Annotated in this window: 24 protein-coding genes; 8 read left to right on the top strand and 16 right to left on the bottom strand. The window is 71.7% G+C overall.

Features of this window, described 5'->3' with window-relative positions; translation table 11 throughout:
- Positions 1-447 precede the first annotated feature (447 nt).
- The 9 genes from fahA to M8542_RS19135 all read right to left on the bottom strand — a co-directional run bounded on the left by fahA (position 448) and on the right by M8542_RS19135 (position 9,010).
- On the bottom strand, positions 448-1,614 hold the full coding sequence (fahA, locus tag M8542_RS19175; protein ID WP_257921568.1) for a fumarylacetoacetase: 1,167 nt from the start codon (positions 1,612-1,614) through the stop codon (positions 448-450).
- Positions 1,611-2,441, bottom strand: a complete 831-nt coding sequence (locus M8542_RS19170) for a hypothetical protein (RefSeq protein WP_372508552.1) — start codon at positions 2,439-2,441, stop codon at positions 1,611-1,613. Before M8542_RS19170 ends, fahA begins: the two co-directional genes overlap by 4 nt.
- Complete coding sequence (locus tag M8542_RS19165; RefSeq protein ID WP_257921566.1) at positions 2,408-3,607, bottom strand: homogentisate 1,2-dioxygenase; 1,200 nt, start codon at positions 3,605-3,607, stop codon at positions 2,408-2,410. Before M8542_RS19165 ends, M8542_RS19170 begins: the two co-directional genes overlap by 34 nt.
- Positions 3,608-3,737: 130 nt before the next feature.
- The gene (locus M8542_RS19160) at positions 3,738-4,259 is read right to left on the bottom strand and encodes a MarR family winged helix-turn-helix transcriptional regulator (protein ID WP_257921565.1); all 522 of its coding nucleotides are present in this window, start codon (positions 4,257-4,259) and stop codon (positions 3,738-3,740) included.
- A 32-nt stretch (positions 4,260-4,291) separates the two neighbouring features.
- Positions 4,292-5,584 (bottom strand): MFS transporter, encoded by a 1,293-nt coding sequence (locus M8542_RS19155; protein ID WP_257921564.1) that lies wholly within the window; start codon positions 5,582-5,584, stop codon positions 4,292-4,294.
- On the bottom strand, positions 5,581-7,005 hold the full coding sequence (locus tag M8542_RS19150) for an FAD-dependent oxidoreductase (protein ID WP_257921563.1): 1,425 nt from the start codon (positions 7,003-7,005) through the stop codon (positions 5,581-5,583). Before M8542_RS19150 ends, M8542_RS19155 begins: the two co-directional genes overlap by 4 nt.
- Complete coding sequence (locus tag M8542_RS19145; RefSeq protein ID WP_257921562.1) at positions 7,002-7,778, bottom strand: SDR family NAD(P)-dependent oxidoreductase; 777 nt, start codon at positions 7,776-7,778, stop codon at positions 7,002-7,004. The genes M8542_RS19150 and M8542_RS19145 overlap by 4 nt, the downstream gene beginning before the upstream one ends.
- On the bottom strand, positions 7,771-8,595 hold the full coding sequence (locus M8542_RS19140; RefSeq protein ID WP_257921561.1) for an SDR family NAD(P)-dependent oxidoreductase: 825 nt from the start codon (positions 8,593-8,595) through the stop codon (positions 7,771-7,773). The genes M8542_RS19145 and M8542_RS19140 overlap by 8 nt, the downstream gene beginning before the upstream one ends.
- 25 nt (positions 8,596-8,620) lie before the next feature.
- Positions 8,621-9,010: a nuclear transport factor 2 family protein gene (locus tag M8542_RS19135; protein WP_257921560.1), complete on the bottom strand. Its 390-nt coding sequence runs from the start codon at positions 9,008-9,010 to the stop codon at positions 8,621-8,623.
- Positions 9,011-9,103: 93 nt separating this feature from the next.
- Between M8542_RS19135 and M8542_RS19130 the strand changes: the two genes are divergently transcribed.
- Positions 9,104-9,793, top strand: coding sequence for an IclR family transcriptional regulator (locus M8542_RS19130; protein WP_257921559.1), 690 nt, complete (start codon positions 9,104-9,106; stop codon positions 9,791-9,793).
- Here M8542_RS19130 and M8542_RS19125 read toward each other — a convergent pair.
- The 4 genes from M8542_RS19125 to M8542_RS19110 are packed head-to-tail and all read right to left on the bottom strand — an operon-like array spanning position 9,790 to position 12,498.
- Entirely contained in the window at positions 9,790-10,284 is a 495-nt protein-coding gene (locus M8542_RS19125; RefSeq protein WP_257921558.1) for a nitroreductase/quinone reductase family protein, read from the bottom strand. The two genes, M8542_RS19130 and M8542_RS19125, sit on opposite strands and share 4 nt — an antisense overlap.
- Complete coding sequence (locus tag M8542_RS19120; RefSeq protein WP_257921557.1) at positions 10,284-10,883, bottom strand: TetR/AcrR family transcriptional regulator; 600 nt, start codon at positions 10,881-10,883, stop codon at positions 10,284-10,286. The genes M8542_RS19125 and M8542_RS19120 overlap by 1 nt, the downstream gene beginning before the upstream one ends.
- Positions 10,884-10,922: 39 nt before the next feature.
- Positions 10,923-11,945 carry an LLM class flavin-dependent oxidoreductase gene (locus tag M8542_RS19115; protein WP_257921556.1) on the bottom strand — a complete coding sequence of 341 codons (1,023 nt, stop codon included), beginning with the start codon at positions 11,943-11,945 and terminating at the stop codon, positions 10,923-10,925.
- A 40-nt stretch (positions 11,946-11,985) separates the two neighbouring features.
- Complete coding sequence (locus tag M8542_RS19110; protein WP_257921555.1) at positions 11,986-12,498, bottom strand: winged helix-turn-helix transcriptional regulator; 513 nt, start codon at positions 12,496-12,498, stop codon at positions 11,986-11,988.
- A 91-nt stretch (positions 12,499-12,589) separates the two neighbouring features.
- Between M8542_RS19110 and M8542_RS19105 the strand changes: the two genes are divergently transcribed.
- From M8542_RS19105 to M8542_RS19080, 6 genes are all read left to right on the top strand, one after another.
- Positions 12,590-12,892 (top strand): putative quinol monooxygenase, encoded by a 303-nt coding sequence (locus M8542_RS19105; RefSeq protein WP_257921554.1) that lies wholly within the window; start codon positions 12,590-12,592, stop codon positions 12,890-12,892.
- Between the two features lie 122 nt (positions 12,893-13,014).
- The gene (locus tag M8542_RS19100) at positions 13,015-13,782 is read left to right on the top strand and encodes an SDR family oxidoreductase (protein WP_257921553.1); all 768 of its coding nucleotides are present in this window, start codon (positions 13,015-13,017) and stop codon (positions 13,780-13,782) included.
- Between the two features lie 9 nt (positions 13,783-13,791).
- Positions 13,792-14,652, top strand: a complete 861-nt coding sequence (locus M8542_RS19095; RefSeq protein ID WP_257921552.1) for an NmrA family NAD(P)-binding protein — start codon at positions 13,792-13,794, stop codon at positions 14,650-14,652.
- A 39-nt stretch (positions 14,653-14,691) separates the two neighbouring features.
- On the top strand, positions 14,692-15,135 hold the full coding sequence (locus M8542_RS19090; protein ID WP_257921551.1) for a MarR family winged helix-turn-helix transcriptional regulator: 444 nt from the start codon (positions 14,692-14,694) through the stop codon (positions 15,133-15,135).
- Positions 15,136-15,488: 353 nt separating this feature from the next.
- The gene (locus tag M8542_RS19085) at positions 15,489-16,853 is read left to right on the top strand and encodes an MFS transporter (protein ID WP_257921550.1); all 1,365 of its coding nucleotides are present in this window, start codon (positions 15,489-15,491) and stop codon (positions 16,851-16,853) included.
- An 11-nt stretch (positions 16,854-16,864) separates the two neighbouring features.
- Complete coding sequence (locus tag M8542_RS19080) at positions 16,865-17,407, top strand: cysteine hydrolase family protein (protein WP_257921549.1); 543 nt, start codon at positions 16,865-16,867, stop codon at positions 17,405-17,407.
- Here the strand turns inward: M8542_RS19080 and M8542_RS19075 are convergent.
- Genes M8542_RS19075 through M8542_RS19065 form a run of 3 tightly spaced genes read right to left on the bottom strand, consistent with a single transcriptional unit; the run spans position 17,373 to position 19,456 of the window.
- Positions 17,373-17,885: a VOC family protein gene (locus tag M8542_RS19075; RefSeq protein ID WP_308210268.1), complete on the bottom strand. Its 513-nt coding sequence runs from the start codon at positions 17,883-17,885 to the stop codon at positions 17,373-17,375. The genes M8542_RS19080 and M8542_RS19075 overlap by 35 nt on opposite strands.
- On the bottom strand, positions 17,878-18,585 hold the full coding sequence (locus M8542_RS19070; protein WP_257921548.1) for an SDR family oxidoreductase: 708 nt from the start codon (positions 18,583-18,585) through the stop codon (positions 17,878-17,880). Before M8542_RS19070 ends, M8542_RS19075 begins: the two co-directional genes overlap by 8 nt.
- Before the next feature lies 1 nt (position 18,586).
- The gene (locus M8542_RS19065) at positions 18,587-19,456 is read right to left on the bottom strand and encodes a DUF427 domain-containing protein (protein WP_257921547.1); all 870 of its coding nucleotides are present in this window, start codon (positions 19,454-19,456) and stop codon (positions 18,587-18,589) included.
- Positions 19,457-19,524: 68 nt separating this feature from the next.
- Here M8542_RS19065 and M8542_RS19060 point away from each other — a divergent pair, with 68 nt between their 5' ends.
- Positions 19,525-20,049 (top strand): CGNR zinc finger domain-containing protein, encoded by a 525-nt coding sequence (locus tag M8542_RS19060; protein ID WP_257921546.1) that lies wholly within the window; start codon positions 19,525-19,527, stop codon positions 20,047-20,049.
- The last annotated feature ends 11 nt before the right edge of the window (positions 20,050-20,060 follow it).

The raw sequence follows: 20,060 nt of genomic DNA, 5'->3' as shown, positions 1-20,060 counted from the left end.
AGTCTCAGTGTCAGGGTTGGAGCTGCCGCACGAGCTGCGGCCAGGGTCCGGTCTTGATCACGTGGTGGCTCTGAATGAGGTTGCCGGTAGTGGCTTGTGAAGAAAGGGACAGACACGCACCACTGCCGTGGTGGTCATCGGAATCGATCCGCACGAGTCCAGCCGCACCGCCGTCGCGGTCGACGGCACCGGCCGCAAACTCGCCCAGCAGACCGTGCCCGCCACCCCGACGGACTCCTGCGCCGCTGAGGCTGGGCCTCGGCCCGCACTCGCGGCTAGTCCGGCCCGATCGACGCCCGGGCCGTCGCCCGCGCCGCGCTGCGCGAACCCGACCTGCCCACCTCACCAACACCAGCTACCGAGCCCTGCTCGCCGACCACCAACACCAGCTACACGAAGCAACTTGACATAGAAGCTTCATTCACCGCACGGGGCCGGGCGGCCAGGTCAGTCCGCGGGCAGGATCCGCCCGCGCACCTCCCCGAACCCGATCCGGTCACCACCCACGCCCGGCGCGGTCGCGGTGATCACGACCTCGTCCCCGTCGAGCAGGAAGCTCCGCTCCTCCCCCTGCACGGTCAGCGGCTCGGCACCACCCCAGCTCAGCTCCAGGAACGCCCCGCGCTGCCGCTTCTCCGGCCCCGAGATCGTCCCCGACCCGTACAGGTCACCCGTCCGCGACGAAGCGCCGTTCACCGTCAGGTGGGCCAGCATCTGCGCCGGCGACCAGTACATCTCGCGGTACGGCGGCCGGCTGACCTCCTCGCCGTTCCACGCCACCACCAGCTCGATGTCGAGCCCCCACGGGCGGCTCTCCCGCAGGTACGGCAGCGGCTCCGGGTCCTGCCCGGGCAGCGGGACCCGCGCCGCCTCCAGGGCGAGGATCGGGACCACCCACGCCGAGATCGACGTCGCGAAGCTCTTGCCGAGGTTCGGGCCCAGCGGCACGTACTCCCACGCCTGGATGTCGCGTGCCGACCAGTCGTTGAGCAGCACCGCGCCGAACACGTGCCGGGGGAAGTCGTCCGGGGTGATCGGGGTGTGCAACGGCGTGCCCGTGCCGACGACGAACCCCAGCTCCGCCTCGATGTCCAGCCGGGTGCTCGGGCCGAACACCGGCGCCGGGTCGCCCTTGCGCTGGCCGCTCGGGCGGACGATGTCGGTGCCCGAGACCAGCACCGTCCCGGCCCGGCCGTGGTAGCCGACCGGCAGGTGCTTCCAGTTGGGCAGCAGCGGTTCCGCGTCCGGCCGGAACAGCCGGCCGACGTTCGACGCGTGGTGCTCCGACGCGTAGAAGTCGACGTAGTCCGCAACCTCGAACGGCAGGTGCATCGTCACGTCGGCGACCGCGTGCACGGCGTCGTCCGGGACCTCGCCGGCCACCAGCGACGTCAGCCGGGAGCGGACCGCCACCCAGCGGTCGTAACCCTGCGCCATGAAGGGGTTCAGCGACGGCGCGGTGAACACGTCGTCGCCCAGCGCGACCGCCAGGTCCAGCACCGAGTCCCCGACCCGCACGCCGACGCGCGGCGCGCCCCCCGCGGTCGAGAACACGCCGTAGGGCAGGTTGCCGGTCCCGAACGGGGAGCCGGCCGGGATGTCGATCGTGGTCATGCCTCTCCTCGGGGCAGCAGGCCGAGGCCGGCCAGCTCGGTCAGGGGGTCGCTGATGCTGCACGTGCCGAACGACGTGAACCGCCCGCGGGCACCGTCGTCCAGGTTCCGGACCAGCGCCGCGACGGCCGCGCCGTCACGCTCGGCGAGGTGCGCTTCGGCGTTGTCCGGGTCACCGGCGGCCAGCAGCAGGTTGAGGAACCCGTGCTGCTCGAACCCGGTTTCGGGGTCGGTGTTGCGGAGCGCGTGGTGCAGCCCGGCGGTCGCCTTGAACGGGACACCGGCGTCGATCGCGGCGCAGATCGCCGCGGCCAGCTCGGCCTCGGACGGGTACAGGTCGGCCCGCACCCCGCCGGTCCGGAACTTGGCCCGGTGACCCGTCCCGGCCAGCGCGTCCAGCAGCGGGAGCCGGCGGTCGTCCCGCGGGATCTCGACGTACACCGGCGCGGTGGCCGCCGAGATCGCGGCGAGCACCTCGTCGACGCCCAGCTCGTCCGGCACGGCGATCTCCAGCGCCCGCAGGTCCACCGGCAGCACCTTCGCGGCGTCGAGCACGCCGGGCAGCTGCGCGGGCCCGCCCGGCAGCGTCACCGCGACCGGCAACGGCGTGTCGCGCGCCCCGAGCAGGTCGCCCAGCGCGTCCAACGCCGGGGCGGCGAGCACCAGCGGGCCGACGAGGTCGGCGTACCAGGACTTCTCGTGGACGTCGTGCGCGGCGACGGCGTCCGGCAGCGGCGCGAGCCCGGGCGGGAACACCGCGGCGTCGTCGCACAGCCCGGCGAAGAGTGCGGGGATCACGCGACCGGCCCCCGTCCGGACCAGGTCCACGCGTAGCCGGGGTCTTCGCTCACGAGCCCGCCCTCACCGAGTTCGAGCGGGCGGAAGGTGTCGACCATGACGGCCAGCTCGTCGAAGAACTCCGCGCCGAGCGACCGCTCGACCGCGCCGGGCTGCGGGCCGTGGCTGTGCCCACCCGGGTGCAGGCTGATCGAACCCTGCGCGATGCCGGAGCCCTTGCGGGCCTCGTAGTTCCCGCCGCAGTAGAACATCACCTCGTCGGAGTCCACATTGGAGTGGTAGTACGGCACCGGCACCGAGAGGGGGTGGTAGTCGACCTTGCGCGGGACGAAGTTGCAGATGACGAAGTTGGTCCCCTCGAACACCTGGTGCACGGGCGGCGGCTGGTGCACGCGGCCGGTGATCGGCTCGAAGTCGGCGATGTTGAAGGTGTACGGGTAGAGGAACCCGTCCCAGCCGACGACGTCGAAGGGGTGCGTCGGGTAGACGTACCGGGTGCCGGTGATGCCGCGCGAGCCGCGGTGCTTGACGAGCACCTCGACGTCCTCGCCCTCGGCCAGGAACGGCTCGTCGGGCCCGTGCAGGTCGCGCTCGCAGTAGGGCGCGTGCTCCAGCAGCTGGCCGAACTTCGAGAGGTAGCGCTTCGGCGGCGTGATGTGCGAGTTCGCCTCGACGACGTACGCGCGCAGCGGCTCGTCACCGGTGGGCACCCAGCGGTGCGTGGTCGCGCGCGGCAGGATCACGTAGTCGCCCTGCCTCGCCTCCAGCACGCCGAACACCGTCTCGACCCGCGCCCCGCCGGACTCGACGTACACGCACTCGTCGCCGACGGCGTTGCGGTAGAGCGGCGACGTCTCCCCCGCCGCGACGTAGGAGATGCGCACGTCGCCGTTGCCCAGCACCAGCCGGCGGCCGGTGACGACGTCGGCGCTCTTCCAGTCGTTGCCCGCGAACAGCTCGTGCAGCTTCAGGTGGCGCGGCACCAGGGGGCGGTTCTCGGTGAGCGTCTGGTCCGGCAGCTCCCACGGCGTCGCGTCGACGATCGCCGACGGCACCCCGCGGTGGTAGAGCAGCGACGAGTCCGACGAGAACCCCTCCTCGCCCATCAGCTCTTCGTAGTACAGCCCGCCCTCGGGGGTGCGGTGCTGCGTGTGCCGCTTCGGCGGGATGGTCCCCGCGCGGCGGTAGTACGCCATGGTCGCCTCCTAGCCGGTCGACTCAATATAGTTCAGAGTTTTACTATCTTCAAGGTTCGGCGCAAGTCGTCGTGAGTGTTTAGGGCGGGTCTAACCGCCCTAAACACTCACGACCGCTGCGGCAGGGCGGCTAGCTGCGGCTGCGGGTGTCGAACTCGGCCCGGCTGGTGATCAGCTTGCCCAGCAGCATCACCAGGATGCGCTGTTCGGTCTCGGTGAGCGCGTCCGTCCAGCCGAACTCGCGTTCGTTGTGCTCGCGGAACACCGAAACCATCTCTTCGTGGCCCGCCTCGGTCAGCGACAGCTGCACCGAGCGGCCGTCACGCTCGTCCGGGATGCGGTCGAGCAGGCCGTCCGCGACGAGCGTCTTCATCAGGTTGGAGACCGCCGCCCGGCTCATCCCGGTGAGCCGGGCGGCGCTCTTCGGCTCCAGCGGCCCGGCGAGCCACACCACGAACAGCAGCCGGAACGCCGACCACGACCGGCCGCGCGGCCGGTGCACGGCGGCTTCGAGGTCGTAGGTGACCAGGTCGGACGCCCGGTTGAGGGTGAGCAGCACCTCGGTGGCGAGCTGGTGGCGGAAGCCGTACTCGCTCGAGAGCCGGCGGTTGGCCAGCTCGACGAACGACCAGAAGTCCAGCTCCCTGTCCATCCCTCGACCCTAACAAATAGTCAAACTCGAAACTAGTTGCGCTCGCGCGGCACCTTGAGGAACGCGAGCATGATCGCCGAGAGCACCAGGCAGCCGATCGGGAAGTACAGCCCGACCGTGACGTCGGTGTCCGTCGCCGCGAGCCCGATCGCGTACGGGCCGAAGAACCCGCCCAGCGCCGCGATCGAGTTGATGGCGGCCAGCCCGACCGCCGTGTGCTCCTTCGACAGCACCTTCGACGCCATCGCCCAGTACGGCGCCAGGTAGCCGAGCACGCCGACCGCCGCCAGCGACAGACTCACCAGTGACAGCACCGGCACCGACTTGAACATGATGGCGCCGAAGAAGCCCAGCGCCGCCACGAGCACCAAGGCGATCACGTGCCCCTTGCGTTCGCCGGTCCGGTCGGAGTTGCGGGCCAGCAGCAGCATGCCGACCGCGCCGACGACGTACGGGATGGCGCCGAGCAGCCCGATGTTGGTCGAGGAGTACTTCGGGTCGAGCTGCTTGACGATCAGCGGCAGAAAGAACGTCAGCCCGTACAGGCCGCACGCGATGAACAGGTTCGAGAACGCCAGGTGCAGCACCTTGCCGTCGCGCACCGCGCGCAGCTGGCCGAGGAAGGTCTCCTTCTCCTCCGGCACGTACTCCTTGTCGATCTCGGTCTGCAGCCAGGTGCGCTCCTCGGTGGTGAGGAACTTCGCGTCGGCGGGCTTGTCCGGCAGCCACAGGAACGTGACGACGCCGATGAGCACGGCCGGCGCGCCCTGCAGCACGAACACCCACTGCCAGCTGCTCATCCCGAGCCAGTGCGCGTGGTCGAGGATCCAGCCGCCGGTCAGGCTGCCGAGGATCAGCGCGATCGGCTGGGCCAGGGCGAGCGTGGCGATCGCGCGGCCGCGTTCCTTGCCGCGGAACCACAGCGTCAGGTACAGCAGCAGGCCCGGGAAGAGGCCGGCTTCGGCGATGCCGAGCACGATCCGCGCGATGATCAGGTGCGTCGTGCTCGCGACGAACCCGGTGACGACCGTGACGATGCCCCAGCTGACCGCGATCCGGCTCAGCCACAGCCGCGCGCCGACCTTCTTCATGATCATGTTGCTCGGCACTTCGAACACGACGTAGGCGAGGAAGAAGATCGCCGACGCGGCGCCGAACGTCGCCGCGTCGATCGCCAGCTCCTTGCCCATGCCGAGCTGGGCGTAGCCGATGTTCGCACGGTCCATGTAGTTGAAGATGTAGAGCAGGCCGACGATCGGCATGATGCGCAGCCCGACCTTGCGGACGGTGCTTCTCCCGACCCCGGCGGACGTCTGGACGGTCATGGGGTGCTCCTCGACGGTGAGTGAGTGGCGGTGCGGCCGGCGACCCGGCCCATGGTGATGGCGTTGGCGACGGCGTTCCCGCCGCCGACGTACCGCGGCCCGAGCACACCGGCTCCGGCCTCCCCCGCGGCGAACAGGCCGGGCACGCGCTCCCCGCGCGCGTCGAGGACGGCGGCGGTGCCGTCGATCTCGAGTCCGGCGTGGGTGCAGACGAGCTCGGCGGGCAGCGTGCGTGCCGCGTAGAACGGCGCCTTCCCGATCGGCTCGGGTGGTTCGGTGCGGCCCTTGGCGGCCAGCGTTTCGTGCCGCAGGAAGTCCGGGTCCTCGGGCAGGTTGGTGTTCCAGCGGTCGATCGTCGCCCGCAACGCGTCGGCGGGCACGCCGAGTTTCCCGGCCAGCTCTTCGACGCTGCCGGCGCGGATCGTGCGGCCCGCTTCGGCCTCGGCGAGGACGTGGCCGGCGTCCCAGTGCGCGTAGCCGGCGGGCAGGGTGGTGCGGGCCCGCTCGTCGAAGACCGTCCACACGGGACCGTGCTGGGCGTCGATGATCCCGCCGGAGACGGCGTAAGAGGCGTCTTCGTCCATGAACCGGCGGCCGTGGGCGTTGACCAGCACCCGCGACACCGGCGGGAAACCGGACTGCCAGTGGTGCAGCCGCTGGAAGTACGCGGTCGGCAGCAGCAGGCCCCAGCCGTCACCGGCGATCGCGGCGTCGACCTGCTCGCCGAACGCCAGGTGGTCACCCCGCGAGCCGTCCGCCGCGACGACGAAGAGGTCCTCGCCCGCGGCGTCGGCGGCCGGGTAGTGCCGCGTGACCAGCGCCGGGTCCTGCGCGAAGCCGCCGGTCGTGATGATCACGGACTTCGCCGGCACCTCGATCCCGTCGGCGACCACGCCGGTGACGCGCCCGCCCTCGATGAGCAGCCGCTCGACCCGCGTGTTCAGCACGGCTTCGACACCGGCTTTGCGCCGGGCCCGGTCGAGCACCTGGACGAGGCCGTAGCCCTGGTCCTTCGGCACGTGCGCACGCCAGACGTCCTCGACGCCGGCCCGCGTCAGGCCCGGCGAATGCGCGTTGTGCGACACCTTCGCCGGGATCTCGGCGCCCAGCCCGATCAGCCATTCGAGCGCCGGGCCGGACTCCTCGCAGAACGCGCGCACCAGGCCGGGCTTGAGCTGCCACTGGTTGAGGTCCATGTAGTGCTGGAAGAACTTCGCCGGCGTGTCCTCGATACCCAGTCCCCTTTGGACACTGGTGCCGGCGGCGGTGAACATGCCCGCCGACAGCTGCGTCGAGCCACCGAGTTCCTTCTCGGCCTCGAACAGCAGGACGGACGCGCCGTGCTCGGCCGCGGACACGGCAGCGGCGAGCCCCGCTCCCCCGCCACCCACGACGACGACGTCGTACTCCTCGGCGCTCATCCGAGGTCACCTCCCGATTCCGCGACGATGCGGTGGTAGAGCCCGTTGGAGACGAGGCCGCCGTCGACGGTGACCTCGCTGCCGGTCATGTACGTGGACCTTTCCGACAGCAGGAACAACACGGCGTCGGTGATCTCCTCCGGACGCCCCATGCGTCCGGCCGGCACACTGTCCACAGCGGACTTGACGAAGCTGTCGGCGCCTTGCAGCAGCGCCGTGCCGACGAGTCCGGGGTGGACGGAGTTGACCCGGATGCCCCACTTCGCGAAGTTCCCGGCGGCCGACTTCGACAGCCCGGTGAGGCCCCATTTACTGGCCGAGTACGCGGGTGAGAAGTAGCCGATCTGCCCGGAGATCGACGAGATGTTGACGATCGAGCCGCCACCGGAGTCCCGCATCAGCGGCGCGGCCGCGCGCATCCCGTGGAACGGCCCGCTCAGGTTGACCGCGACGACCTGGTCCCACACTTCGGCGGTCGTGTCCATGAACTCGAGCCGCCGCGAGATCCCGGCGTTGTTGACCAGCCCGCCGAGTTTCCCCTGCCGCGCGCGGATTTCGCCGATGACCGCGGTCCACTGCGCGGCATCGGTGACGTCGAGATGGTGCGCCGACGCCGAGCCGCCGTCCCCGACGATCTCGTCGACGACCGGCGCAGGATCGGCGACGTCGGCGACGCAGACGTGCACGCCCCGGGCACCGAGCGCGCGGGCGTGGGCCGCGCCCATGCCGCCCGCCGCGCCGGTGACCAGGACGACGTCCGGGTACTCAGACATGCCGGGAACCACCGTCGACGGCGATGCTGTGCCCGGTCACGTACCGCGCGCTGTCCGACAGCAGGAACAGCAGCACGCCCGCGACCTCCTCGGGCGAGCCGATCCGGTGCAGCGGCACGGCGTCGAGGGCCTTGGCCAGCGCCGGGGCGTCGTCCTGGATCCAGCGGGTCATCTCGGTGTCGATGTAGCCGGGCGCGATCGAGTTCACGCGCAGACCCTGGTCGCCCAGCTCGACGGCGAGCGACTCGGTCAGGTGCGCGACGGCGGCCTTGGAGCTGCAGTAGGCCCCGCGGCCCTTGCGCACGCGCACGGCCGACACGGAGGACATGTTGACGATCGCGCCGCCGGGGTTCATGTGCTTCGCCGCGGCCTGCGCGCCGAACAGCACGCCTTCGACGTTGACCGACAACGTCGCGCGGATCTGCTCCGGGGTGATCTCGGGGACCTCGGCGAACGGGAAGACGCCGGCGTTGTTGACCCAGAAGTCGATCCGGCCGAACTCGTCGATCGCGCGCTGGGCCAGGGCGAGGTGGTCGCCGGCCCGAGTGACGTCGAGGGTCGCGGCCACGATCCGGCCGGGCTTGGCCTCCAGGGATTCCTCGCCGCTCAGTTCGGCCGCGGTGGCGGCCATGGCATCGCCGTCGATGTCGCCGCCGACGACGTCGACGCCACGGGTGGCCAGCGCGGCGGTGAAGCGGGCACCCATGCCGCGGGCGGCGCCGGTGACCACGGCGACCTTGCCGGGGAACTCGGGGTAGCGCGTGCTGACCGGCTGGTGCAGGACCCGCCCGGGACCGGTGGGCTCGTGGGTCGTCATCGTCGTTTCTCTCTTTCGTGGTGGGTCATGAATCGCGATGGACGGTGCGCCGCCGGACGCGCCAGCCGCCATCGGTGCGGGCCAGTTCGTCCTCGAGGACGGTCAGCCGCACCAAGCGCGTGGCGGCGACGATCTGCAGGTAGGCGTCGGCGCGCAGGGTGTCCGAGGTGTCGCCGGGGCGGACGTGGATCGTGCTGATCACGTGCCTGAGCGTCTCCCCGGACGCGTGGAAGCGCTCGGCGAACGCGGTCAGCTCACCGGTGCCGGCGGCGGGCTCGGGGTAGGTCGGCGAGTGGAATTCGCCGTCTTCGGTGAAGGTGGCGGCCCACTCGGCGGCGCGGCCCGAGTCGATGGCGTGGCTCTGGGCGCCGTAGAGCTGGTGCACGGCCACGACGTCTTCGGTCGCCACCCGCATCGGAACCTCCGTTGGTGTGCTATATTCGCACGCGGCGTGCTAATATGTGTAGGACAGTAGGTCGCCACTTTCGTGTCGTCAAGGGAGCCGTGTGTGGAATCGACGCTGCCCGCGTCCGGGACTTCGAAGACGTTGCACCACGGGCTGCAGGTGCTGGAGCTGCTCGTTCAGCACCCGGGCGGCCTGACGCTGACCGAAATCGCGGACGGCATCGGCGTGCACCGCACGGTCGCGCACCGGCTCGTGCGGACCCTGGAAGCGCACTACCTGTGCCGCCGCGACCGCTTCAAGCGCATCTCGCTGGGCACTGGCCTGGTGCGGCTGGCGGAGCCGGTGGAGCAGGACCTGCGCACGCTCGCGAGGCCAGTGCTGGAGGAGCTGTCGGACTCGGCGCAGGCGTCGGCGCACCTGGTGGTGCGCGAGAACGCGGAGCAGGTCCGGATGCTGATGATCGTAGAGCCGCGGCGCGCGGCGATGCACGTGGCGTTCCGCACGGGCCAGCTGGACCCGATCGGCCGCGGCTCGGCGGGCTTGGCGTTGCTGGCGGCGGGACCGTTCGTGCCAGGCGAGCGCGCAGAGGTGACTTCGGCGCGGGAGCGGGGTTTCGCGGTGTCGAAGGGCGAGATAGCGCCGGGCATCACGGGAATCTCGGCAATGGTCCCGGCCGGGCGCGACCACCCGGAGACGAGCATCGGACTGTCCCTGTTCGAGGCACCCGATCCCGACGAACTGGGGCGGCTGGTGGTCGCCGCCGCCCAGCGGCTGGGGGCGCTGCTGGGTTAGCGCGGGCTGAGCACCACGACCGGAATCTCCCGCTCGGTCCACGCCTGGTACTTCGCGAAGTCCGCATACAGCTCGACCAGCCGCGGCCAGAGCGCGTCCCGCTCCTCCCCCGCGACCACTCGCGCCGTAACCGCGACCGCCCGCCGCTTACGCAGGTGGACGTGCGTTGCGGGCTCGGCCAGCAGGTTGAAGTACCACTGAGGGTGCTTCGGCAGCCCGCCCTGGGACCCGACGATCACCAGGTCCGGCCCGGAAGCCAAGTACAGCAAGGGAGTCGTGAACAGCCGGCCCGACTTGCGGCCGCGGTGTTCCAGCAGCAGTGTCGGCACCGGCTTGCGGAAACCCGCGCCGATCCGCCACTTCGCGCCGACGCGGCCGTTGGTCAGCCGGAAGAGCTTCACCTGGAGCCGGGCCGCGTGCTTGATCACGCGTGCGGTCACCGGTGAGTCCAGGCCCGGCGGGGTCTCTTCGGGCAGGCTGAAGCGTCCCATCACGTGCTCCTCGCGGTCGGCGGCCCGGCGAGCACGGACGTCACGACGTCGGCGAGGTCGGCGACGACCTCCTCGGTCGTCGCGTCCGAAGCCTGCAGGCGGCGGGTGCGGTCGATGTCGCCCAGGACCGTGAGCGTGAGGTGCATGGCCTGGGTCAGGCGGAAGTTCAGCGTCCGGCGCGGCACACCCGGGCTCAGCCGCTCCAGCAGGGCGACGAACGCGGCGTTGCGCCGCAGGAACGACTCCGACAGCGTGGCGAGGCCGTCGTCGCCGGTGGCGAGCAGGCGGCCGACCAGGCGGATCCAGTGCTCGCCGCCCGCCTCGAGGACCGCGACCACCGGCCGCACGAACGCGTGCGCGAGGTCGGCCACCGTGACGTCGACCGCCGGGAGCGCCGCCTGACGCTCCGCCGCCACCTGGTCGAGCCGGCTGCGCAGGACTGCGTCGAGCAGGCCTTCCTTGGAGCCGAAGTGGTAGTGGATCGCCGCCACATTCGTCCCGGCGGCCTGCATCACCGTGCGCAGCGAGACCGCGCCGACGCCGTGTTCGGCGAACAGGCGCTCGGCGGCGGCCACCAGCCGCTGCTCGGTCTCACCCACCACCCGATTCTATCAAGTGATGGAAACGGGTGATAGACCTCAGCGCCAGCCGAGCTCCGGCGCGACGTGGGTGAGGATGCTCTCCAGCACGTGGGCGTTGTACTCGACACCGAGCTGGTTCGGGATGGTCAGCAGCAGCGTGTCCGCGACCTGGATCGCCTCGTCGGCCTTGAGCTCGCGCACCAGCTCGTCCGGCTCGGCGGCGTAGGACCGCCCGAAGATCGCGCGGGTGTTCTCGTCGATCATGCCGACCTGGTCGCGCGAGTTGCGGTCGCGGCCGAAGTAGGCGCGGTCGACGTCGTTGGTCAGCGCGAAGATGCTGCGGCTGACCGAAACCCGCGGCTCGCGCTCGTGCCCGGCTTCCTTCCACGCTTCGCGGTAGGCCTCGATCTGCTTGCGCTGCTGGACGTGCAGCGGCTCGCCGGTCTCGTCGTCCTTGAGCGTCGAGCTCTGCAGGTTCATGCCGAGCTTCGCGGCCCAGACGGCGGTCGCGTTCGAACCGGAGCCCCACCAGATGCGCTCGCGCAGGCCCTCGGAGTGCGGCTCGAGCCGCAGCAGGCCGGGCGGGTTGGCGAACATCGGCCGCGGGTTCGGCTGGGCGAAGCCCTCGCCTTCGAGGAGCTTGAGGAAGACCTCGGTGCGCTCGCGGGCCATGTCGGCGTCGGTCTCGCCCTCGACCGGGGCGTAGCCGAAGTACCGCCAGCCGTCGACGACCTGCTCGGGGGATCCCCGGCTGATGCCGAGCTGGAGCCGGCCGCCGGAGATGAGGTCGGCCGCGCCCGCGTCCTCGATCATGTACAGCGGGTTCTCGTAGCGCATGTCGATGACGCCGGTGCCGAGCTCGATCTTCGACGTGCGTGCGCCGATCGCCGAGAGCAGCGGGAACGGGCTCGCCGCCTGCCGCGCGAAGTGGTGCACGCGGAAGTACGCGCCGTCCACGCCGAGCTCCTCGGCCGCGACGGCCAGGTCGATCGACTGGTGCAGGAAGTCCGCGGCGGAGCGGGTCTCCGAGTGCGGGCTCGCCGACCAGTGGCCGAACGAGAGAAAACCGATGTTCTTCACGCCACCTCCAGCGCCGGGCGGCCGGGTTTGATTCCCGCGTCTACCGCGCGAGTGGTTCGAGCAACAGGCGCGGGCGGCTCATCTGTTCGGACACGGGGTCCTTCTCGGCGGTCGAGGGCTCGTAGCCCGGGCCGGGCTCGATCCGGATCTCCGGCACCGGGACGACGGCGCCGCACGCCCGGCAGCGGTTCCCGGCGTCGATCAGGCCGCCGTCGGCATCGTGGCGCAGGTCGCGCTTCGGTCCCGCGGGTGAGTACGCCTCGTCACCCCAGTGCATCAGGGCCCGCACGACCGGCCACAGCGCGACGCCGCGTTCGGTCAGCCGGTACTCGGCGCTCTCGTCGTCGCGCACCAGCACGCCCTCCCGGACCAGCGTCTTCAGCCGGGCGGTCAGGACGGCGCGCGGGATGCCGAGCTGGGTGGCGAAGTCGCCGAAGCGCCGGACGCCGTGGAAGGCGTCGCGGACGATCAGCAACGTCCACCGCTCGCCGACCACTTCCAGGGCCCGGGACAACGAGCAGTTGCGCTCCGCGTAGGTGCTGGGCAGTGCCATGTGCCCACTCTACCTCGTGCAGTTCGTTCATTGAACTGAGCTGTGCTACGGTCGGAGTTCAGTGAATGAACTGCACTCCCGGGAGGCTCCCATGTACCAGTTCCTGGTGTCCTTCACCGTCCAGCCGGAGCACCGCGACGACTTCGTCGAGGCGGCCCGGCGCACCGCGCGCGACTCGCTCACCCACGAGTCCGGCTCGCACCGGTTCGAGGTGATCGCCGACGAGCGGGACCCGGACGTCTACTACCTGAACGAGGTCTACGCCGACGTCGCCGCGTTCGAAGCCCACGCCACCGGCCCCTACTTCGGCGCGTTCTTCGCCGAAGCGGGCGCGTACGCCGAAGGACCGACCTGGCTGATGAGGGGCACCCTCGTCGGCGACGCGACCTCGTGACCGACGCGCCGGCTGCCAGACCGAAGTGACCGTGCCGGGCGCGCACTTCGTGCGGGAAGACAGCCCGCGCCTGATCGGCGCCGCTGTGGCGGCGCATTCGTCACCACCCAAGGAGAACCACCATGTCGTCCGTGCTCATCACCGGCGCGTCCCGGGGCATCGGCCGGGCCGTCGCCGTCGAACTCGCGAGGCGGGGGCACCGGGTCGTCGCCACCGCGCGGCGGCTCGAAACCCTGGCCGACCTGCCCGTCGACCAGCGGCTGCGGCTCGACGTCACCGACGCCGACAGCGTCTCGACGGCCATCGCGGCCGCCGGGGAGATCGACGTGCTCGTCAGCAACGCCGGCGCGACCGTCCGCGCGCCGCTGGAGACCGTGCCGCTCGACGAGGTCGAAGAACTGTTCCGGCTCAACACTTTCGGCGCGCTGCGGGTGGCGCAGGCCGTGCTGCCGGCCATGCGGGAACGCGGTGCCGGCCGGCTCGTGTTCGTCTCCAGCGTCCAGGGCCGGATCGCCCTGCCGATCATCACGCCCTACAGCGCCAGCAAATGGGCGCTCGAAGCGTTCGCCGAAGGGCTGGCCATCGAGGCGGGCCACTTCGGCGTCGGCGTGAGCATCGTGCAGCCGGGCGCGGTCGCCACCGACGGGGCCGCCGGCGCCAAGACGTTCTTCGCCGACGACGACCCGTACCTCCCGCTGTACCGGCAGCTCGGCGCGCTGCGCGGCGAGGTCGTCACGGCCGGAGAGGTCGCCGCGGTCGTCGCCGACACGATCGAACGGCCCGACCCGCCGCTGCGCGTGCCCGTCGGCCCGCCGGCCGAGAAGGTGCTGCGTGCCCGCAAGGAAGCCCCGGAGACCGAGCCGTTCCGGCCGGCCGGGCTGGACTGGTAGGGGCGCGCGATGACCATCCTGATCACCGGCGCCGCCGGGCGCACCGGCGGGTACGCCGTGCGCGCACTGCTGGAGCGGGGACACCGCGTGCGGGCGCTGGTCCACCGCGCCGACGAACGCGCCGAGCGGCTCACCGCCGCGGGCGCCGACGTCGTCGTCGGGGACCTGCACGACCTCGACGCCGTTTCCCGGGCGACCGAAGGTGTCGACGCGGCCTACTTCGTCCACCCCATCGCGCCGGGGCTGCTGGACGCCACCGCCGTGTTGCTGCAGGCCGCCGAGGAGAACGGCGTCGGCGCACTGGTGAACATGTCGCAGATCTCGGCGCGGCGCGACGCCGGCAGCAACGCCGCCTGCCAGCACTGGCTCGGCGAGCGGCTGCTCGACCACTTCGCCGGGACCGTGACGCACCTGCGGCCGACGTTCTTCGCCGAGTGGCTGGTCCTGTTCCCGGACTTCGCGGCCGGCGAGCTGCGGCTCCCGTTCGCCGACGCGCGCCACGCGCCGATCGCCGCCGAGGACCAGGGACGGGTGATCGCCGCCGTCCTCGCGGACCCCGCGCCCCACGCCGGGAAGACGTACCCGCTGTTCGGCCCGGTCGAGCTCGACCACCACGCGATCACCGAGGCGATGAGCCGCGCGCTGGGCCGGAAGTTCACCTACGTGCCGGTCGGCCTCGACGAGTTCCGCGCCGACCTCGAGCGGCGCGGGCACCCGGCGCACCGCGTCCAGCACCTGGTCAACGTCGCGGTCGACTACCGGAACGGGATCTTCGCCGGCACGAACGACGTCGTCCGGACGCTGACCGGCGTCGAGCCGCTGACCGTCGAGGAGTTCGTCAAGCGGAACCGAGGTGAGTTCCGCAGCTAAAACTGTACAGTTTTAGCTGCGCGATATACGGTGTGGACCATGAGCTTGTCCCCTTCCTCCGTCGAGGCTTCCGAGGCGGTCCGCGCGGTCATCAGCCGGCTGCGGCGGCGCATCCTGCGTGCCGCCCAGCCCGAGGACATGACGCTGGGCCAGGCGTCCGCGCTGGCGCACCTGGGCCGGGTGGCCGACTCACCCGGCCTCACGGCGGGCGACCTGGCGAAGATCGAAAGCGTCCGCCACCAGTCGATGACGGCGACGATCACCGCACTGGCCGAGCGCGGCCTGGTGGAGCGCCACCCCGACCCCGAAGACGGCCGTCGCCAGCTGCTCACGCTGACGGAAGAGGGCCGCCGCCGGGTCGAGGAAGGGCGCCAGGCCCGGGGCGAGTGGCTGGCGGAGAAGCTGCAGGAGAGGTGCAGCGAGAAGGACCGGCAGACGGTGCTCGCGGCGATGTCGGTGCTGGGCCGGTTGATCGATGACTGAGCGCACGACGAAGCAGCACTTCACCCGGCGGTCGCGCGGGGTCGGCCGGCGCGGTGGCAGGCCCGCGGCCGGCCTGGGCCCGAGCCGGCGGCCACAGCCCAGCGGCCAGACAACCGGCCCCGCACCGAACCTCGACCCCGACCGGCGGCCACACCCCAACGGCCAAGCAACCGGCCCCACACTGAACCCCGACCGGCGGCCACCCGCGCCCGCTCGGCGCGGCGGGCAGGCTCGTGTTCTCGCGGCAAGCCCGGACACCGGCCGGCGGCGACCGCCCGGCGGGCGGAGCGGCGACCGAACCCCCATCCCCACGACCAGCCCCGACCGACGGCACCCGCAAAGGGGGCCGAGCCATGACTGACCAAGCCACCAAACCCGGCTTCGACCGGCGGCTGCTGCCCGCGATGATGCTGGGCTCGGTCCTGAATCCGATCAACTCCACCATCATCTCGGTCGCCCTGATCCCCATCGGCTGGGCGCTCGGCGCGCCGCCCGCGCAAACCGCGTGGCTCGTCTCCGCCCTCTACCTCGCCACCTCCCTGGGCCAGCCCGTCGTCGGGCGGCTCATCGATCTCTTCGGGCCGCGGCGGCTCTTCCTCGCCGGCACCAGCCTCGTCGGCCTCGCCGGTGTGCTCGGGGCCGTCGCCCCGAACCTCGGGGTGCTGATCGCCGCCCGGGTGCTGCTCGGGTTCGGGACCTGTGCCGGCTATCCCGCCGCCATGGCCTTGCTGCGCAGCGAAGCCGAGCGCACCGGCGAGGACAACCCGCAGGGCGTGCTCACCGCGCTCGCCGTGGCGAACCAGACCATCGCCGTCGTCGGGCCGTTGCTCGGGGGGCTGCTCATCGGCGTCGGCGGCTGGCGAGCCACCTTCGCGCTCAACGTCCCGCTCGCGGCCGCCGCCATCGTCCTCGGTTTCCTGCGCCTCCCCAAGGAGTCCGTGCGACGCGGCGACCTGAGCCGGCTCGACCTGCCCGGCATGGGCCTGTTCGCCGCGACCCTCACGTCGTTGCTGCTGTTCCTGATGAACCCGCACGTGAGCACCTGGTACCTGCCGGTGCTCACCGTCCTGGTGGGCGGGGCGTTCGCCGTCCGGGAACTGCGGACCCCCACGCCGTTCATCGACCTGCGGGTGCTCGGCGGCAACACCCCGCTGCTGGCCACCTACGGCCGCGCGGTCGTCGCCTACGTCGTCGCGTACGCCTTCCTCTACGGCTTCAGCGAGTGGACCGAGGAAGGCTTCGGGCTTTCCGCCTTCGACGCCGGTCTGGTGCAGATCCCCATGTTCCTCACCGCGATCGGCGTCTCGATCGTCTCCGGCCGGCGCCGCGGGGTGCGCGGCAAGCTGCTGCTCGGCGCCGTCGGGCAGATCGCCGCCTGCGTCGTGCTGCTCACCCTCACCGGCAGCAGTCCACTGTGGATGCTTGTGCTGGTGGCCCTGATCTTCGGCCTCCCGCAGGGACTGAACAACCTGGCGCTGCAGAACTCCGTCTACTTCCAGTCCGATCCCGAACGCACCGCGTCGTCCGCCGGTCTGCTGCGCACCTTCGCCTACGTCGGCTCGATGATCGCCTCCTCCGCGACCGCCGCCTCCTTCGGCCCGCACGCCGACACCGGCGGCATGCACACGCTGGCCTGGGTGATGCTCGCCGCCGGCGGGCTCTACCTGCTCGTGACGCTCTTCGACCGCTCCCTCGGCCGCCTTCGCGGCCCCGCGTAGAAAGGCCTCCCATGGCCACCGCCCTGCTCTCGATGGACCTCCAGCGCTCGCCGCTGTCCCGGGTGGACGACGACTACCTGCCCCGCGCCGTCCACGCGCTCCGGGCGGCCCGCGCCACCGGTGTCCTCGTCGTCCACGTCGCCCTGCGGCTGCGGGCCGGGCACACCGACGTCCACCCGCGCAACCGGATCTTCGGCGCCGTGCCCGCGCACCTCTACACCGCCGACGACCCCGGCGCCGAGATCCACCCCGACGTCGCCCCGGCCGACGGCGAGATCGTCGTGTTCAAGAACCGCGTCAGCGCCTTCGCCGGCAACGACCTGGACCAGATCCTCGCCGCCCAGGACGTCACGCACCTCGTGCTGGCCGGCATCGCCACCGGCGGCGTGGTCCTCTCGACGGCCCTGCGGGCCGCCGACCTCGACTACGAGCTCACCGTCCTGGGCGACGCGTGCGCCGACCCGAACCCGGCACTGCACGACACCCTGCTGACCGACGTCCTGGCCCGCCGCGGCCGGGTCACGACGGTCGATGAGTGGGCCGGGACGAAGTAGAGCGCGCGTATACGCCTTGGGTGATCAGCGGGAACGTCCGGGATGAACTGCTCGATCCGCGCTCCTGGACGGTCCACGTGTTGCCGTCCGGGTCGGCGAAGTCGAAGAAGCTCGCGTAGTCGCGCCGGTCCGGGTCGGCGCCGGGCGCGAAGTCACCCTGCCAGTCCGCCGACTTCTTGTGCCGCAACGAACCGACCGGCACGCCGCGGCCGGCCAGCTCACCGTGCGCTGCTTCGATGTCGGCCACCACCAGGTAGCCCGCCCGGGCCGAGCCGGGGGCCGCGTCGGTCAGCCCGGTGCCGAGCTGGATCGACGCCGCCGAGCCGGGCGGGGTCAGCTGGACCACGCGGAACCCGCTGTTCGGCTGGTAGTCGACGTCGAGGGTGAAGCCGGCCCGCTCGGTGTAGAACCGCTTCGCCCGGTCGACGTCGGCGACGGGCAGGGTGAGGACTTCGAGGCGGAACTCCAGCTCAGACAAGGGGTTCACCACCGTCGACGCCGAGGGAGACCCCGGTCAGGAACGTGGCGCCCAGCGCGAACACCACCGCCTCGGCGATGTCCTCGGAGCGGCCGACGCGCCGGGCGGGGCTGGTGGCCGCGCGGGTCGCGAACAGCGCGGCCTTCTTCTCGTCGCCGAGAGCGTCGTAGGCCCCGGTGTCGACGGTGCCCGGCGAGATCGCGTTCACCCGGATCGGCGCCAGCTCGACCGCGAGACCGCGGGTGAGCGCGTCGACCGCGGCGTTGGTGGCGCCGACCGCGAGCATGCCCGTGGTGGGCTTGCGCGCCGACGATCCGGAGAAGAAGACGAACGAGCCGTCTTCGGGCAGCCGCGGCGCGAAGTGCTTGGCCAGCAGCAGCGGGCCGAGCACCTTGACGTCGAACGACCGGAGCACGACGTCGTGGGCGAGCTCGCCCACCATGCCGCGGGCGCGGGCCGAGGCCGTCGAGACGATGTGGTCGACCGAGCCGAGCCGGTGCGCCAGCGCGGCCACCGAAGCCTCGTCGGTGAGGTCGACCTGCGCGGTGCTGATCCCCGGATCGTCGTAGACCAAGGTCTTTTCGTCCCGGCCTGCGACCACGACGGTGGCCCCGGCGGCGCGGACGGCGAGGGTCACCGCGCGGGCGATCCCGCTGCCGCGGCCGATGACGAGAACCGTGCGGTCCGTCAGCGAAGTCATCTCAGTTCCCCTTTCCGGCGAGCAGCTCGCTGGGGTCCAGGCCGCGGTCGATGCCGTGCGGCGTGACGGTCTGGCCCGGTTCGAGGGCCAGCTTCCGGCCGTCGAGGGTCACCTCGACGACGTCCGGCTCGAAGGACACGAACCCGGACACCCGCTCGACCTCGGGCCACGCCTCGGGGTACGACCAGGCGGCGCGCTTGCCGGAGCCGATGTCGAAGTAGCCGGCCAACCCCTTGTACGGGCAGAAGGTCTCGCCGTCGACCGGCGTCAGCGCGGTCAGGTCGATGTCCTCGCGCGGCACGTACCAGCGCGGCGCGAAGCCGGACTCGTACAGCACGACCGGGCGCCGGGTTTCGGCGACGACGCGGTCTCCGTCGCGCACGACGAGGTGCCGCGAAGTCCGCCGGATGTCGACGCGGTGGTACGGGTCGGCGGCGTGCCCGACGATCCGCTCGTCCTCCTCGTAGAAGGCGTCCATCGCCCGCCAGGCGAAGGCGACGCGGTCGCGCAGGACGTCCGCGTGACCCGGGAGGCCGGTGTAGCGCCAGGCCGCGCGCGGCGCCTGCTTGCCCGCCGCCTGGACGGTGAACCACTCGGCCGGCCCGAGCTCGCGGTGCGTCGTCGTCCGGTTCTCGGCGGCGAGCACGCCTTCGCGGACGTCGGCGAGCGGGAAGTACGCCACCGGGTAGCGACCGGGCTCGTGCAGCAGGACGACGTCCTCGCTGTCGGCCACCCACTCGCCGCCGAACCGCACGCGCATCCGCCGCCGCAGCGGCTCGGCGAACAGCAGCCGCTCGGGCAGCGGCTGCTCGACCAGGAAGTGCCCCACGGCCCGCGTGGCCAGTGGTCCTTGCTGCCAGGCCAGTCCCATGACTTCTAACCTTTCTGAAGAACTTTGATGGTTAGACATGGAAGCATCGGTGGTGTAACCTGTCAAGCATGAGTTTGGAGGTTAGGCCGACGATGAGCGACGAGACGCTGCTGCTGGACCTGCTGAACACCACGCCGGTGCACGACGGCATCCCGGGTGACGACCTCGCGGACCCGGCGGCTGCCCGGGAGTGGCTCGCCGCCCACGGGCAGCCGGCAACCGACAACGAGCACCGCGCGCTGGTCGAAGCGCGGTCCGTGCTCCAGCGGATCGTGCGCGGCGAGGTGGGACCGGCCGCGGCGGGCGCGTTCGTCGACGGCGCCGGTTACCGGGCGTCCTTCGGCGAAGACGGCGTCGAGTGGCACCTGAACGTCCCGGCCGGCCGGGCCGCCGCCGCGCGGGCCGTGCTCGCGTGGGACGCGCTGGCCAAGTCGAGCCCCGGCCGGCTGCGCCCGTGCGCCAACCCGGAGTGCCGGCTGTTCCTGATCGACCACAGCAAGCCCAACAGCGCCCGCTGGTGCTCGATGGCCGTCTGCGGGAACCGCATGAAGGCCCGGCGGCACTACCAGCGCTCCCGCACGGCCGCGGACTGAAGGAGACGAAC

The organism is Amycolatopsis iheyensis (assembly GCF_024703995.1).
GTDB classification, from domain to species: Bacteria; Actinomycetota; Actinomycetes; order Mycobacteriales; family Pseudonocardiaceae; genus Amycolatopsis; species Amycolatopsis iheyensis.
This window is presented reverse-complemented; position numbering and strand designations above follow the sequence as displayed.

Excerpts from the sequence above, each read along its gene's own strand:
- fahA (WP_257921568.1), bottom strand. The coding sequence starts at position 1,614 with ATGACCACGATCGACATCCCGGCCGGCTCCCCGTTCGGGACCGGCAAC.
- M8542_RS19165 (WP_257921566.1), bottom strand. The coding sequence starts at position 3,607 with ATGGCGTACTACCGCCGCGCGGGGACCATCCCGCCGAAGCGGCACACG.
- M8542_RS19160 (WP_257921565.1), bottom strand. The coding sequence starts at position 4,259 with ATGGACAGGGAGCTGGACTTCTGGTCGTTCGTCGAGCTGGCCAACCGC.
- M8542_RS19155 (WP_257921564.1), bottom strand. The coding sequence starts at position 5,584 with ATGACCGTCCAGACGTCCGCCGGGGTCGGGAGAAGCACCGTCCGCAAG.
- M8542_RS19150 (WP_257921563.1), bottom strand. The coding sequence starts at position 7,005 with ATGAGCGCCGAGGAGTACGACGTCGTCGTCGTGGGTGGCGGGGGAGCG.
- M8542_RS19145 (WP_257921562.1), bottom strand. The coding sequence starts at position 7,778 with ATGTCTGAGTACCCGGACGTCGTCCTGGTCACCGGCGCGGCGGGCGGC.
- M8542_RS19140 (WP_257921561.1), bottom strand. The coding sequence starts at position 8,595 with ATGACGACCCACGAGCCCACCGGTCCCGGGCGGGTCCTGCACCAGCCG.
- M8542_RS19135 (WP_257921560.1), bottom strand. The coding sequence starts at position 9,010 with ATGCGGGTGGCGACCGAAGACGTCGTGGCCGTGCACCAGCTCTACGGC.
- M8542_RS19125 (WP_257921558.1), bottom strand. The coding sequence starts at position 10,284 with ATGGGACGCTTCAGCCTGCCCGAAGAGACCCCGCCGGGCCTGGACTCA.
- M8542_RS19110 (WP_257921555.1), bottom strand. The coding sequence starts at position 12,498 with ATGGCACTGCCCAGCACCTACGCGGAGCGCAACTGCTCGTTGTCCCGG.
- M8542_RS19105 (WP_257921554.1), top strand. The coding sequence starts at position 12,590 with ATGTACCAGTTCCTGGTGTCCTTCACCGTCCAGCCGGAGCACCGCGAC.
- M8542_RS19100 (WP_257921553.1), top strand. The coding sequence starts at position 13,015 with ATGTCGTCCGTGCTCATCACCGGCGCGTCCCGGGGCATCGGCCGGGCC.
- M8542_RS19095 (WP_257921552.1), top strand. The coding sequence starts at position 13,792 with ATGACCATCCTGATCACCGGCGCCGCCGGGCGCACCGGCGGGTACGCC.
- M8542_RS19090 (WP_257921551.1), top strand. The coding sequence starts at position 14,692 with ATGAGCTTGTCCCCTTCCTCCGTCGAGGCTTCCGAGGCGGTCCGCGCG.
- M8542_RS19085 (WP_257921550.1), top strand. The coding sequence starts at position 15,489 with ATGACTGACCAAGCCACCAAACCCGGCTTCGACCGGCGGCTGCTGCCC.
- M8542_RS19080 (WP_257921549.1), top strand. The coding sequence starts at position 16,865 with ATGGCCACCGCCCTGCTCTCGATGGACCTCCAGCGCTCGCCGCTGTCC.
- M8542_RS19070 (WP_257921548.1), bottom strand. The coding sequence starts at position 18,585 with ATGACTTCGCTGACGGACCGCACGGTTCTCGTCATCGGCCGCGGCAGC.
- M8542_RS19065 (WP_257921547.1), bottom strand. The coding sequence starts at position 19,456 with ATGGGACTGGCCTGGCAGCAAGGACCACTGGCCACGCGGGCCGTGGGG.
- M8542_RS19060 (WP_257921546.1), top strand. The coding sequence starts at position 19,525 with ATGAGTTTGGAGGTTAGGCCGACGATGAGCGACGAGACGCTGCTGCTG.